Below are 14,575 nucleotides of genomic sequence, written 5' to 3' on the forward strand. Positions count from 1 at the left end.
TGAATGCCGACGTCTGGAGTCACGCTTTTCTGGTTGAACCCAGAACCTCCAAATAGTGCTGATTATACATAATGCCTAGGATGTTCCCAAAGGGATCGACCACGGAAGCAGTGATGAACCCCTCGCCCCGCTCTGTGGGTGCCTGGTACTCTTTCGCACCCATAGACAGCAACTTCTTGAAAGTTGCTGATACATCGTCGACGTGCCAGTACACTACAGCACCGGCCGGGCCGGTCGCTGAACTATCGGGCGCGTAGCTGCTATCGATTAGGCCCAGTTCGTGCTGGTAATCGCCGAGGCGAAACTCGGCGTATCCTGGACGTTCGAAGTATGGTTCGATGCCCAATAGCTCGGCGTACCACTTCTTTGCAGTTGCTAGATTATCCGTCCAAAAACTAACTGTGGTGAGCCCTCGTAATGTCTGTGTGTCGTTCATAATCGATTTCCTCCTTAATGTTGAGTAGTATGTCTTGATACTCAACTAAATAACATCTTCTGAATTAACTTCGATTTACTTACGATTAATCCCTTCTCTTATTCATGAAAATGGCCATTTTCATGAAGAAAGACGCTTTCCTTATTTCAGAATAGCGCCCGTTTGTGGAATAAAGGTTTATAATTTAATTAAAGTTTTAACAAATAAAACACCGAACAAAATCGACCATAAAGAACCCATTTATAAAAAGAGTTATTCTTTTGATAAACACTGGTGAAATTCAAACAATAAATGATGCAATTAGTTGAAAAAAACACCAGTTAGTTAAGCTGTTGAATTTTCCTTAATTAGTAGACCCTCTTTAATAAGCTTAGAAATTATTCTACTCATATAGCTGCGATCAATATCGAGTTTTTCGACTAAATCGTTTGCGATACACTGTCCCATGAAACCAATCTCTAAAATTACCCGTGACTCTGTTAAAGAATACCCAGCTTTAAATACATGCTTATCTAACAAACCAAGTATATTCGTATAAAACCGATTAAATTGCCTTATATCACCAACAATATTATCGTTAAGGTTCATAGTATCCCTCTCTTTTTTGTGGACTTTGTCAACAAATAATAAATTATTTAGGGACTATGTCAACTTTTTTATTTTTAAATCATTATGTATAAGTAAGGCTAAACAAATCACATGTTGAGGATTGGATACACCTTGTGATCTATGGTAGCTATATTGTTCTAGAGTGTTTCTGGCATTTAATTTATGTGTGTTTTGGCAGTATGTTTATAAAGATTTTTGAATTATAAAACGTAAAGATATTGTATATTGTCTAATTTTTATGCATGCTTGGTAAGAGTTACTTATTCAACAAACGGGCCATTTAATGGTATAAGAGATTGTTAAATAGTTAGTAATTTGAAATAATTGGTATAGAGTATATATTGTTCAATAAAATGAAAATTCCAGTAGTTATCATCAGATAAAGAAGGGATATAACGTGAAAAACTCTTCGATTCTTAAATATGTAGTTTTATTAATGGTTGTTATTACTCTAATTGTTACCTGGGCTTATGTAGAAGACCAAGACTATTATTCGGATCCAGTCAAAGCAATTGAAGCGATTGACAAGGAACTGTTGTTGATTCCTGCCTATCAACTTGGTGATAAGTCTTTGTACTTTTTCATAAAAGATAAAAACAACCTTGGGGCTACGATTGTTCGAAAAGGAATATTCGGCTGGAAAAGCGGGATGCTTACCTGGGGACCGTTAGATAGTAAAAGAGAATATGAAATGCTAGAAGGATTCCATGGGCATGGTGAAGGGTTGGTTTATGGTTTAATCAGAAATGGTGATGAGAGAGTGGTTACAGTTGATGATCAAGAAGCTCAAGTTTTAAATTTAGCAATGTTACCCCCTTCACTGGTTAAGAAATATAATTTAGAAGGGTTGTATCTTTGGTATTTTGAAAGCGATAATAACCTTAATCATGAACAGGTTAAGTTGCTGCGTAAAAATACCCAAGAAATCATTCAATCTATAGACTTATAGATATCATTCCCTCTAAATATAATCCTTGTTAAGGAATCGGGCAGGATTGTTAAAGAATAAACGAACAATTATATCTTAGAATTCTTAAATTGGGGGTGTTCAAATGAGTGAAGATAAAGAAACTCCTGAAAGAAGAAGAGAGAGATTAAGACAAACATAGTCCGATTGAAGATATAAACTCTCATCTATGTAAACTTCATATTCAGCATCAAATTCTGGGAATGTTCCAATGATGGAAGTACCGCTAGGCATCTCTACAACTTCCTCTTCAAAGGGAACACCGGTGCGCATTTGCCGGCATATTTACCTATATTCCTAATTAAACTCATAGAGACCCTCCTTCTTTTTACCTATATATCCATTATATAGAAATTAGAACGGTGTGTCTCTCATTATTATTTACAATTAAAAATAGGAAGCTAGATTAGAACCTTCCTATGTCAATATTGAAAACAAGCTATCCTCTTGTGCCATTCACTCATTAATGGCTTGGTGCATCCTTACATTGGAATCCTGATATCCAAGCCCCGGCATTTTCTCCAATAATTCCTTCGCAAGCTTTGAGCGGCAAGCTGTCGACGTATTTCTGGCGGATCACATACGCAGCTTCGTTTCCCGGGCGCCGGACGTCTTTTAATTACTGGCGACGAGATTTACCGTATATACTACCTCGATTTTGTGGTCCTGGGTAGTGTTATAGCGAACAGGGAATGTTTGGAACCCAGCGATATCGACAAATCGTACCTCGAAGCTGTACGGGCCAAAATATGGAAACTCTTCAACGCTCCCGAGGACAAGATGGCGTTGCTTCAGGTCTTTCTGAAAGACCAACATTTGGTTAAACCCTTGGCTCTCCTGGGGGTCGAAGTAATGAACTGTAAGTCGCTTATAGACGCCGACAGTCAGACTCTGACCTGGCAGAATGCATCGTCTATATAGCGGACAACCCTGCCCCAAATAATGCCCTCTGGCGAGACGGGCTTAGATCCATAGTTTCTTATAGTCGCGATTGAGACATCAATAACCTTGGATGCCATAGGTGTCCCCCCTAAATGTTGTGATCAAACTACACGCATTTGCCCGTGGAGGCAAAGATTTACAATCGGTCTTTACTTCCATGCCAACGAACTGTAAACTGTATGGCTTCCACAGCAAACCTCCCCTCCTTTTGAATACGTTTCATTAGTATGATTTTGGGTGTTTGTCTTATTCCATCAACTTTGTCTGTTCTGGCTTTTTCAATGATATGCTCCATAACCTGACATTTCAAAACAATGTCAAACTTTCTGGAGAAGGTCGTGTTCTTCTTGAACATGTTGATAGCAATGGTTGCTCTTTGTTTTGAGCTTGTTGCTCTAATTGCAGCTGACATAGTTGGTCACTCCTTATGGATTTAGATTGATGCCATTGTTCGGCCTGTTCACAACGATGGTCTGAACACCTTTCTCAGTGCGAAGCCAATCAAGAAAGTCATTCGGGTCAATCTCTTCATCTTCCGATTTTTCTTTAGACTTTTTAAGAATTCCTCAACATGTGAATTCATTTCATCCGGAGGCGAGTCGGTAAATAGGTAAGCCATATTGCCATCACTGTCGTCCCAAAGGTCATAAACATGGTCTGTATTGAGGGAAAAAGACTTCTGTCTTTTGGTTCTTTCAAGTCCTTTAATAGATTGATATCAAAAGAAGTGCCGCCTACAAGTTCTTGTATCAGCACATCCCTGTTGTCACAAATTGAAATCCATTCATATTCATGATAGTAATCATCGAATACCCTTAGAGTAATCAGTTCTTTATTATCCAGGGATACTCCATATTTATTGGCTATATCTACAATTTCGTAGCCCTTAACTTCATTTAATGGAGCATCAGTATATTTCAGTTCGTATTTTCCGTTTTCTAAAGGCTTAATAGCGACAATAACAAAGTTGGAAGGTCCTACTTTGCCTACCCATTTATTTTCTTCCACAAGCTTCCACTCTAATAGGAATTTCCATTTCTCCCTTCTATACGGCACATGGACTTTCCTCGAATTTGAAATCCAATGCTCCTTTTTTAACAAAGTCTATCAGCGAAACAGGGTACTTTTTTTGTACCTCATGGTGTGTCCCATGCGCTTTTCCATTTCCACCAATTCATTAAAATCAAAAGGGTGCAATTCTGCGACCTTTGCCATTTCTGTTGGCGAAAGGAATATGCAGAATTTACAGCTGCAGCGGGACACATACTCATAACAAGGATGCGGGTCAATTCCTGCCAATCTCATTAACTCCCAAACTTCTGTTTCCAAAAGATGATGAACAGGGCGGAGCCAATCAACATAGCGTTTTTTTGTTGAAGCATTGGCGTGTTTATAAATCTCAAACACTTTCTTTTTCGCCCGCCTGGAGCTCTCATCTGCCCTTTCACCCCTTACGCAAAGATATTTACCTGGGCCTAGTGTTCTTGCCCATTTACTGTAGGTATCGCGCTTCATGTACGATGTACAAAACTGCATGGCACTTGATGGCCACATGCCCCTCATTTCAATCCGCTCTTTCAAACTAATATCTGAAGCCAGCATAATGAGAGGCATACCAAGCTTCTCTGAGCAGTATTTTAGATAATCATCCGTCTCTTCCCAATCGAAGAAGGCTTTATTCTCTTCTGGTCCATCTACCCTCATATGCACCAGGACAAGCTTTTCTTTTGGCACTTTATATCCATACAAAAGAAGCAAGACCAGTGCTATGCTGTCCTTGCCACCGCTAAAATTGCAATGTACCTGATCATAGTTATCAAATAAACACACTGGCTGCTTATTCTTTTTTGAGACTGTCTACTTGACAGGGGTAAGACCAAAATTACCTGGGGCACTTATAGACGTACGGCCTCAATAAAAGGCAAGAAACGAGCTGGAATTGTAGTCACCCAGGCTATGATAAGAATCTCTTATTATCTCTTAACGCGAAAAGAGAAGTATGTAGATTTAGGAGAAGACTACTTTGATAAACAGAGGCAGCAAACCATTGTCAGACATTCTATGCGCCGCCTTGAAAGCTTAGGTTACAAAGTAACTTTACAAGAACCTGAAGCATCTTGATCTCTTCCTTTTCCCTATTTGAAACCACTAGCTTTGGCGCTCTCCCCTCATTAAAGAAAGAATGAGCTGCGTCTTATTAAGTGTTGTCTTTTTTCCTAAATTGCAGAAGTTTATTTTTCATGGTAGTTTAAAATCATCCTTACTGTTTCATTCCTAAAAAAGCTATAATCACGATAGATATAGTGATTAAAATACTTATTATTCTAAGCTGTGCATAATCCAAAAAAACATTGTTGTTTATTGCCAACATTGATATAGCAAGTATAAAGATGCCTACATGATATTTTTTGTCCTTCATATTTAATCACCCCTATTTATTAATACGTTATATTATTTTTTTCTGAATTGGTACAAAACATTCTACATTCTACTTTTGCTAACCTGCCCTTTAGCACGTTATTCCTCTATTTTAAGAAAAACAGAATTCAGATTTTAAGCTAACATCCCTTAAACCTCCTTTTATGCAAGAACAGTTCTTACCATAGAAAACGAAAGTAATTCCGAATATTAAATAAAAATGTAGAAACTTGTGAACGTGGAGAACCCTTTTTGATTTTATATTTAAATAAATATGGATATGGTTTGAATGAAAGGTGACCTGCTTATAAAGACTAATATTTGGAGGTGAGCTTATGAAGTGGGGCGTCTTAATAATATCAATTTTGCTTTTTAACACTGTAGCTACTTTTATGAAAAAACGTTTAAAGACTTCCGAAATATATACAACTGTTATCTTTGGTTTACTTGTGAGTTCTTTAGTTGATGTTTATGCAAGCTTTCGTTATAACGCATGGGGATTTTTTGAAGTGGAGAAAGCAGAATTAAGCGCGATCTTGGTATTATTAGGAATTTATCCTGCTGCAACTATTATGATTATTAATTGGTATCCATATAAATGTACTTGGAAATTAAAACTCACATATCTTATGGGATGGGCTATTTTTTCAACATCATACGAATGGTTAAGTATAAAATCTGGAGTTATTTGGCATAACAACTGGAACTTATTTTATTCCTTTGTGATGTATCCATTTATTTATTACATATTAATACTTCATGTAAAATTTTACCGTTGGATGCAACAGAGGAGGTGATTGCACCCATTAGAGTGCAAAATTACAGGTTATATCCTGCTCTAGTGCCTTTAAAACTAATTTTTAAGAAAATCCTCAAGTTTTACTCCAACCGCTGTATCCCTCATTAAATTCTTCATTAACCTTTGTTGAAGTTTACCTTTGAATGATTACTGGTTTCCTTTTATTTCGAAATAGATGCACTTAAGAGCTCCCATTGCCGCAGCGATCGCACTAATTTCCATTGCCGCTGAATTTATTATTGGATTTAGCCCAGAAGAAACAGTGGTAAATGCAGTGCTGCTCATAATGGGTGAAGGAATATGGAGAATCATTGAGGTGGGAATCCAGACCTTCTTCTGGCTAACGCTCGTATTCGCCATTATTGAACGAGCAGATAAAGGAAAAGATCAACATCCATTATCACCAAGTTTAAAACCATGGACTCCTGATGATTTGAAAAACATCCCCTATATCCCGAAGAAAAAAGCGATTACGAAGTTTGAGGTTTTTGGCAGTTTAATGTGGACAGCGATATGGGCGACACTTTACTTTTATGCCGAACACCTTATGGCTGTCTATAAAGGCGGCGGAGAAGGGCTGGAATTCGCAATTCCAGCAGTAAATCAAGATGTTTTGCACGAATATTGGCCAGTCGTTGTTGTGATCATCGGACTCGAAATCGGCTTAGCCCTCTACAAATTACTCCAGGGTCAATGGACGAAAAGATTGGCTATCTTTAACACATTGCTCGAAGTGATTGCAACGGTGGTTTTCATCATTATCCTATTAACTCCGAATTTACTGCAGCCAGAGTTTATCAACTATATCACTGATTTGTTCTCCATTACAGCAACACAATTCGAAACATGGTTTATTGGCAGTATTATTATTACGTTTATTGTTTATGCGGGTATTAGTATTTTTGATGGTATTCGGAAGGCTCGAATTCCTTCAGAATAAGACAACTATGAGTTTACCCTCTTGTTCTAAACCCTGCTAATCTATTTTTCTAATAACCAATTAATGTTTTATTTTTTGGGCCACCAATCATACAGAAATAAATAAAATAAATGCCTGCTCCTAACAATGAGAGATCCATCTTTATAGGGAGACAGGCTTCTTATTTTTACTTATTAAGCATTCTATACTAAATGACAAGCCAGCATATGATATTCTCTCTTCATTTCAAGAACAGGAAATTGTTTTCTGCATATTTCTTGAGCTAAAGGACATCGTGTATGAAATTCACACCCTGCAGGAGGATTACTAGGGCTAGGTATTTCACCCTTTACCGGAATTATGTATTATAATAAAAAGAAGGAGGTGAAATACAATGGAACAAATACTTAAAGCCATACAGCAAATGGAAGAACAAATAAATAAACGGTTTGATCAAGTCGACCAGAAGTTTGAAAAGATCGACCATAAATTTGGAGAAATCGACCATAAGTTTGAAAAGATTGACCAGAAGTTTGGAAAAATTGATCAAAAGTTTGGAGAGATTGACCATAAGTTTGGAGAGATTAACCAGAAGTTTGGAAAGATTGATCAAAAGTTTGGAGAGATTGACCAGAAGTTTGGAGAGATTGACCAGAAGTTTGGAAAGATTGATCAAAAGTTTGGAGAGATTTACCAGAAGTTTGGAGAGATTAACCAGAAGTTCGGAAAGATTGACCAGAATCTGGCTGAAGCCAAGCAAAATTTCGAAGGAATCCATCAGCAGCTTGATCGTATGGAAACAACTTTGAATGCAATTACTCAAACTTCAAACGATGATACTGTTCCCATCCTGAAGAAAATTGACATGAATACTAAGGACATGCATACAGATATTGAATACCTATCCAAACAAGTCGGAAAGCATGAATTATACTTTAATAGGATCAACAAGAGCTAGAGTTTTCTTTTATCTTCTATTCTATTCCCCGTTGCTCTATCCAGATGGCTTCTCGTTTAATTACCCAGCAATAGTACCTGCCTCACCTTCCAGACTGATCCTAAATCAATTTTGGACAGGCCTTTTTCATATGAAATCCTGAAAAAGGAGGCCTGTAAGCAGCCATTTTCCCATGAGTCCTCTGATTGATGCTGATCGGACACATATTGGACGACAGCATATGCCGTTCACTTAGAGAAGACAGCAGCATACCTCCTGATCCAAAATTTCTTAGACTTCAAAAGAGGCTGTCTCGAAAGGTTTTTGCACCCTGTTGATTGGAGCGGAAGGGGCGAGATCCTCGAAAATGCATTCGCATTTCCTTCGTGCGGTGTAAACTCAACGAAGCTTATTCAAAGTCCTGCGGGAGAAGCGAGTCAGCAGGAGACCCCGCAGGTGCGAATGCACCGAGGAGGCTCCCGGACCGCCCGCGTTTGCTGAGTCCCTGGAGCGGAAATCAACAGGCCAAATTTTAAAGAGCTATTGCCTTACCAAAAGATGGTGTCCAAAAAGCTATACTTTTGGGACACTCTCTTATAAAGAGTGAAGCGTCAAATCTATATGCTCCAAAATCTTAGGAAGCTGCTCAAATGTATATGAAACATGCAGACTCTTTGTTATTCTGTACGCTTCCCTGCTCATGGAAAATGCATTAAAAAACCTCACTTTTAATGACTCCATCAGAGATTGTAGTTGTAAAATGATCTGGAGCGACCTTTGCTTCTACACTCATTACAGCATAATATACAATTCCAGAGGCAATCAGTGATTGTACGGCAGGCAAGCAGAATGAATGAGGTCAGCGGTCTTTACTTTTGAGACGCAGTCTGCTCCTTTTCCTTAAAAAACAATTGTTTTGTTTTCATGAACAATAATTCGGTCTTCTAAATGCCATTTAACCGCTCTAGCAAGAACACTTCGTTCAATCGAACGTCCGCTCTTTTTTAGATCATCTATATGATCCCGGTGGTCAACACGCTTGATATCTTGTTCAATGATCGGTCCTTCGTCAAGATCGTTTGTAACATAATGAGACGTTGCCCCAATTATTTTTACTCCGCGCTGATAGGCTCGATCATATGGCCTTGCACCAACAAATGCAGGAAGGAAAGAGTGATGAATATTAATGATCTTGAATGGATGAGCCCCAACAAAGGCTGGCGTCAAAATCTGCATATATCTTGCTAATATGATTAAGTCAATATCAAATTCTTTAATAAGCTGCAGCTGTCTTTCTTCAACTTCCTCTCTATTTTCTTTACTTGCAGGTATGTAAAAGAATGGTATATGCAAGGATTCTGCAATTTGTCTTGATTCCTCGTGATTGCTCACAATAAGAGCAATGTCGGTAAGCAAATCACCACTTTGCCATTCCCATAACAGCTCACGTAAACAATGAAGTTCTTTTGATACAAAAATAGCTGTCTTCTTCAATTCATAAACAAATGCCAGTTTCCATTCCATTGAAAATGTTTCTGCGATTTTCTGAAATTGACTCTTCAACACTTCTTCTTTCGCCTGTAAACCAGGACATTCAAACTCGATTCGTATAAAAAAGGTGCCACCCTCTGGATTTGTCGAATATTGACTCGATTCAATAATATTAGCACCATGCTGGAACAGAAACTTGGATACAGCCGAAACAATACCCGGTTGATCAGGACAATTGATAAGCAGCCGCCCCCTGTTTTTTTGACTTTCTCTAAATACTTTAAGTTGATCTTGAATAGCTGAATTCATATGAATCTCCTTTTTTATTTTATTAACTATAATAGACTTATTGTTATTGTTTTAAAAGAATTTTTTTATTTTTTTATAAAGTTATTTATTTGGTTTTTATGGGATATTAAACTTGGATTAAAGCTTACTACTTGGTGTCAGCTCTTTCAATAGAATGGATACAGCGGCGTTTCTTTGAGAGGAATGTATACGAGTAAGAGCTACTCGCAAAAGCGGCAGCTCTTTTTTAAAGTTGGCTCTTTTCTAAAAGATTGTTGTTTTTTTATGATTTTGTGATTAAAAAACAAAGAGTGAGGAGAGGTTGATTTCCGCTCCAGGATGCTCGCTTTCCGCGGGGCGGGCGGTGAGCCTCCTCGGCGCGCAGCGCCTGTGGGGTCTCACCTGTCCCACTCCTCCCGCTGGAGTCTCGCACCTTACGCTCCAATCAACCAACCTTATTTATCAGCAACAAAGTATCTGAAAACAGCCTTAAAGTTAATTAGGTGATTGGATTCGAGCCTGCAAAAAACGGATCGTGTCTATCCTGAAAATAATAAAGGTGCCCTCCGACGGTGAGTTAATTCTTAACCGCACCGTCGGAGGGCACCTCATTGGTGGTCCCTTCTATCGCAGATTATGGGCAGTACCTACCCCACTGATGAAAGTTTCACTTTATTTCGCAATAGATGTATTTTCATCCTTTTGCAGTTGGCTATTCTGGATGCCCAATTTTAATGAAATCATCATTCCTTCATATGTGGCTTCTTCTAAAGTTCTAGGTGCCAAACAATCCCCTATTTGATAAACCTCGGGACCCAGATCTTTGATTTGTTCATATAACTCCACATTCGGGACTCGGCCTAACGATAGGACAATAGAGTCCCAATCTTTGATACCCTCTTTTTCATATGAAAACAAGTTTCGAATAACCGCTTCGTCATCCTTTATCTCACCTAAATCATGGTGAGGAATCATGTTAACCTTTAATTGATAAAGCTTCTTTAAGTATTCGTTGCGCAAGTACTGGTGGACTTCCTCCCCAATGTGGAGCTTAGAAGAGATCATGGTTACCTGATGCCCTTTTTCTGCTAAATCTATTGCTGCTTCTATTGCTGGCCAATCCCCTGTAAAGTCAAAGACTAATACATTTTTTCCGATTTCTTTACTTCTATCGTTGAATAATTGATCTACCGTAATAACTCTTGGATCATCAATTCCAGGGATTTTCGGAATATACGGTCTCGAACCAACCGCACTGACAATCATATCAGGGGCGAGCTTCATAATATCAGATGGCTGTATGCTGCTGCCAAGGTTTACTTTTACATTACTTACCGCCAGACTTCTGGTGAAGTTATCCAGCATGCTTTCAGCGAGTTCATGTCTCATCGGAGCACGTCTTAATGTACGCAATAAACCGCCAATTTCATCAGCCTTCTCTGCTAATAGTACCTCGTGGCCTAATTCATCTAGTGTAATGGACGCTTTTAAACCCGCCGGGCCTGCACCAATGACGAGAACTTTCTTTTTCTCTCTAGGAGCTTTCTTCAGAGCCTCGACTTCTCTTTCTTTTCCTGTTGATGGATTTTGCACACACCCAATAACCAAACCTTTATGGTAATGGCCTATGCATGCTTGAAGGCAGCCAATACAGGCATCAATTTTTTGATGATTTCCTGATTTCGCTTTATTAGGCATCTCAGGATCAACAATTAATGAGCGGGTCATTCCTACAACATCCGCTTTTCCTGCTGCGACAATTTGCTCCGCTTCTACAGGGTCTACGATACGTGAACCAACAAAGACTGGTACTGCACCCGCCATGCGAATTTTAAATGCTTGAGGGGTAAGGTAGGCATGCTTCATTGGGGATGGCGGCACAATATGGGTAGAACCTGCATAAGTACTGGAATCTCCAGCAGTGACATCAATAAAATCCACTCTTACTCGGTCCACCAAATATTCCACTATTTTGACTGCATCCTTAACATCCGTTCCATCCATCGTCATTTCATCTGCACTAATTCGAATCCCGACAGTGAAATCCTCTCCTACTTCCTCCCATACCCGCTCCATTACTTCAACAATAAATCGCATACGATTTTGGAAGGATCCCCCGTATTCATCAGTCCGAAGATTGGTGTGCTCAGACCAAAACTGTGCAGGGAGATATCCATGTGAACAGCATATTTCTACCCCATCCAGTCCCCCGGCCTTTGCTAATTTAGCAGATAGCGCAAAACCTTCAATAACCTCCTTAATTTCTTCAGTACTCATGGGTCTTGGCATGGTGCCGAATCGCAAACTTGGAACAGCAGAAGGAGCCCAGGCTGCCCCCTTATATTCACTCGAGACGACTTCCCTTCCTCCATGAAACAATTGCTGAAACACTTTTGTTCCGTATGGATGGACTTCATTAGCAAGTTCCAAATAAGCAGGTACAACCTTCTCATCAAATCCGGCAATCGTATTCGTTGTAAGCATCCCCGATGGATGGACAGCCGCAGCTTCGAGGATCAGCAATCCAGCTCCGCCTTTTGCCCTTTCCACATGGTAGGCTGTCATATCAGGGGTTGGTATTCCGTCAATCACATGATTGGTTTGATGGGCTGTACTTAAGATTCTATTATTCAAATCCGTATTTCCAATAGAAACAGGGCTAAATAAGTGCTTGAATGGTGACATGTTTTAACACTCCTTCGAAAACCTTTTACTTACCTAACAAGCAATAATCATGCCAAAGCTTTCTCATCAGGTGATTCTTTTAAATTAGCTGGGAAAAACGCATCATTTTAATATAATTCACAATATTCACATAAATAGTATTGTACAATTACTTAAAGACCGAACCTTTTTTGCATCAACTGTTACAAAAAAGGTTCATACTCCTTCAGCACTAGCCGCATATAAGTTTAAATCCACCATTCAAGAAATACATAAGCCTTTTTGATGCAAAATGTGTTCAATATTTCATAAAGGAAGTGGAAAAAATGGCTGAGAAAAAAAATAAAGCTGTGCCTGTTTTAGATCATGTCCCAATAAAAGAATTAGAAAAATGGCTCCCTTTTCAAAAGCATCCCATTGTTATAGTAGATAAGACCTTTAGATTAATGGGTGTCTTGGACAAAGAACGTTTTTGGAGAAAAGCAGCACAAGAAGGAAATGAAGCAATCGAAACCTGCACGAATTCCCGTTTCTTAAGAATTCAATCACTGTCTGAAGCAACAGAGGAAGATCTCCAGAAATATGATTATTTTATCGTGGAAGACGACCATCAGTATTTTTGCTATACCGCAAATGAACTAACGGCATGGCAATATGTGCAGAAAATGAATGGGCTGATGAATATCAATCAATCTCTCCAGGAGGAATTAGATAGAGCACTTAGAAAAAATAGAGATCTTAAACAAATACTTAATTCTTCCTATGATGAGATATTTGTTACAGACGCAGAGGGCAACGTTCTATTTGTCAGTGATTCCTGCAAACATTTTACTGGACTTCCCCCTGAAGCTTATACCAATAAAAACATCCGGGAACTGGTCCATAAGGGAATCATCAAAGAATCTGTCACATTAAAAACGATGCAAACACTAACAGTTCAAACGGCCGAACAAAAATATCCAAACGGAAAGACCGTTCTGGCAACCGCTAAACCCGTATACGATGACGAAGGAAAATTATATCGGATTGTTACGAATTCACGCGACATTTCAGAGCTTGCAGAAATGAAAAGAAAATTATTAGAAAGCCAAACCATTCAGCAGGAAACATGCCCCATCGTTCAACATTCAATTGGCGAAAAAAATTTTATAACCCAATCTGCAAATATGGTCTCCGCATTGAAATTAGCTGAAAAAATAGCTCCCTTGGATTCTTCCGTTTTTATTCATGGTGAATCAGGTGTCGGGAAAGGTGTTTTAGCCAGAATTATTCACGAGCATAGCCCGAGAAAGGAAAAGTCATTTATACAAGTGAACTGCGGTGCGATTCCTGAAAGCTTAATAGAATCAGAATTATTTGGCTATGAAGCGGGAGCCTTTACGGGAGCAAGTAAACGCGGAAAGCCTGGCATGGTTCAGATGGCTGATGGCGGCACCCTATTTTTAGATGAAATTGGAGAAATGCCATTGGAACTGCAGGTCAAGATTCTCCATTTAGTTCAGGACAAAACCTTCAAAAAAGTAGGCGGTACGGATGAAAAAAGAGTCGATATCCGGATCATATCTGCAACGAATAAAAATCTGCTGCAAATGATAGAGGAAAAAACCTTTCGCCAGGATCTGTATTATCGTTTACATGTCGTCCCTCTGCGGATCCCTCCTTTACGGGATCGGAAACAGGATATTTTATTATTAACCGATTACTTCCTTGAACACTTTAACCAAAAATACTCTCAATTGGTTGAATTAGATGTCAATGCAAAGCTATTTATACAGCTGCAGGAATGGCGCGGGAATGTAAGGGAATTAGAAAATTTTATTGAACAAATTGTCGTCACTGCTCAAAAACAAATAATAAGTATTGAAGATTTACCTTTAGCAATGAACCAGCACACTCACCATGACATTCAATTCCCTTCACACTTGATGCCGTTAAAAAAAGCGGTTGAAGAAACGGAAAAGCAAATTCTTTCCTATGCACTAACTAAATATAGCTCAACAAGAAAAATAGCCAAAGCCCTTGGAGTCAATCAAACGACCATCATGCGGAAGCTCCATAAATACCAATTGGCTCAAAATCGGACAGATGAACCAAGAATTAACTGA

Annotated in this window: 11 protein-coding genes and 2 pseudogenes; 5 read left to right on the forward strand and 8 right to left on the reverse strand. The window is 38.9% G+C overall.

The features are described 5' to 3' along the window. Positions 1-19: 19 nt before the first annotated feature. Positions 20-436 carry a VOC family protein gene (locus IQ19_RS01455; protein WP_144539196.1) on the reverse strand — a complete coding sequence of 139 codons (417 nt, stop codon included), beginning with the start codon at positions 434-436 and terminating at the stop codon, positions 20-22. A 330-nt stretch (positions 437-766) separates the two neighbouring features. Continuing rightward, a pseudogene (locus IQ19_RS01460) lies at positions 767-1,024 on the reverse strand (MarR family winged helix-turn-helix transcriptional regulator); the annotation flags it as partial. Positions 1,025-1,442: 418 nt separating this feature from the next. Between IQ19_RS01460 and IQ19_RS01465 the strand changes: the two are divergent. Then, positions 1,443-1,994, forward strand: coding sequence for an aspartyl-tRNA synthetase (locus IQ19_RS01465; protein ID WP_144539200.1), 552 nt, complete (start codon positions 1,443-1,445; stop codon positions 1,992-1,994). A 1,096-nt stretch (positions 1,995-3,090) separates the two neighbouring features. On the opposite strand, the gene IQ19_RS01470 is transcribed toward IQ19_RS01465, so the two are convergent. The 3 genes from IQ19_RS01470 to IQ19_RS01480 all read right to left on the reverse strand — a co-directional run bounded on the left by IQ19_RS01470 (position 3,091) and on the right by IQ19_RS01480 (position 4,784). After that, a complete protein-coding gene (locus IQ19_RS01470; RefSeq protein ID WP_144539202.1) occupies positions 3,091-3,366 on the reverse strand; it encodes a hypothetical protein in 276 nt (91 codons plus the stop codon). Between the two features lie 167 nt (positions 3,367-3,533). Further along, entirely contained in the window at positions 3,534-4,010 is a 477-nt protein-coding gene (locus IQ19_RS01475) for a hypothetical protein (RefSeq protein ID WP_144539204.1), read from the reverse strand. Between the two features lie 51 nt (positions 4,011-4,061). After that, positions 4,062-4,784 (reverse strand): phosphoadenosine phosphosulfate reductase domain-containing protein, encoded by a 723-nt coding sequence (locus IQ19_RS01480; RefSeq protein WP_144539206.1) that lies wholly within the window; start codon positions 4,782-4,784, stop codon positions 4,062-4,064. A 923-nt stretch (positions 4,785-5,707) separates the two neighbouring features. On the opposite strand from IQ19_RS01480, the gene IQ19_RS01490 reads away from it, so the two are divergent. Together IQ19_RS01490 and IQ19_RS01495 are read left to right on the forward strand one after the other, a co-directional pair. Then, the gene (locus IQ19_RS01490; protein WP_144539208.1) at positions 5,708-6,169 is read left to right on the forward strand and encodes a CBO0543 family protein; all 462 of its coding nucleotides are present in this window, start codon (positions 5,708-5,710) and stop codon (positions 6,167-6,169) included. 192 nt (positions 6,170-6,361) lie between these two features. Continuing rightward, positions 6,362-7,111 (forward strand): annotated as a pseudogene (locus IQ19_RS01495) (hypothetical protein); the annotation flags it as partial. Between the two features lie 182 nt (positions 7,112-7,293). Here IQ19_RS01495 and IQ19_RS01500 read toward each other — a convergent pair. Next, positions 7,294-7,452, reverse strand: a complete 159-nt coding sequence (locus IQ19_RS01500; protein WP_144540039.1) for an oligopeptide/dipeptide ABC transporter ATP-binding protein — start codon at positions 7,450-7,452, stop codon at positions 7,294-7,296. A gap of 32 nt (positions 7,453-7,484) precedes the next feature. On the opposite strand from IQ19_RS01500, the gene IQ19_RS01505 reads away from it, so the two are divergent. Continuing rightward, entirely contained in the window at positions 7,485-8,048 is a 564-nt protein-coding gene (locus tag IQ19_RS01505; RefSeq protein ID WP_144539210.1) for a coiled-coil domain-containing protein, read from the forward strand. Positions 8,049-8,927: 879 nt separating this feature from the next. On the opposite strand, the gene purU is transcribed toward IQ19_RS01505, so the two are convergent. Further along, entirely contained in the window at positions 8,928-9,827 is a 900-nt protein-coding gene (purU, locus tag IQ19_RS01510; RefSeq protein ID WP_144539212.1) for a formyltetrahydrofolate deformylase, read from the reverse strand. A gap of 651 nt (positions 9,828-10,478) precedes the next feature. Continuing rightward, on the reverse strand, positions 10,479-12,491 hold the full coding sequence (locus tag IQ19_RS01515) for an oxidoreductase (protein ID WP_144539214.1): 2,013 nt from the start codon (positions 12,489-12,491) through the stop codon (positions 10,479-10,481). A 305-nt stretch (positions 12,492-12,796) separates the two neighbouring features. Here IQ19_RS01515 and IQ19_RS01520 point away from each other — a divergent pair, with 305 nt between their 5' ends. Further along, entirely contained in the window at positions 12,797-14,575 is a 1,779-nt protein-coding gene (locus IQ19_RS01520; protein WP_144539216.1) for a sigma-54 interaction domain-containing protein, read from the forward strand.

This window comes from Cytobacillus oceanisediminis, from assembly GCF_007830235.1.
Lineage (GTDB): Bacteria > Bacillota > Bacilli > Bacillales > Cytobacillaceae > Cytobacillus > Cytobacillus oceanisediminis.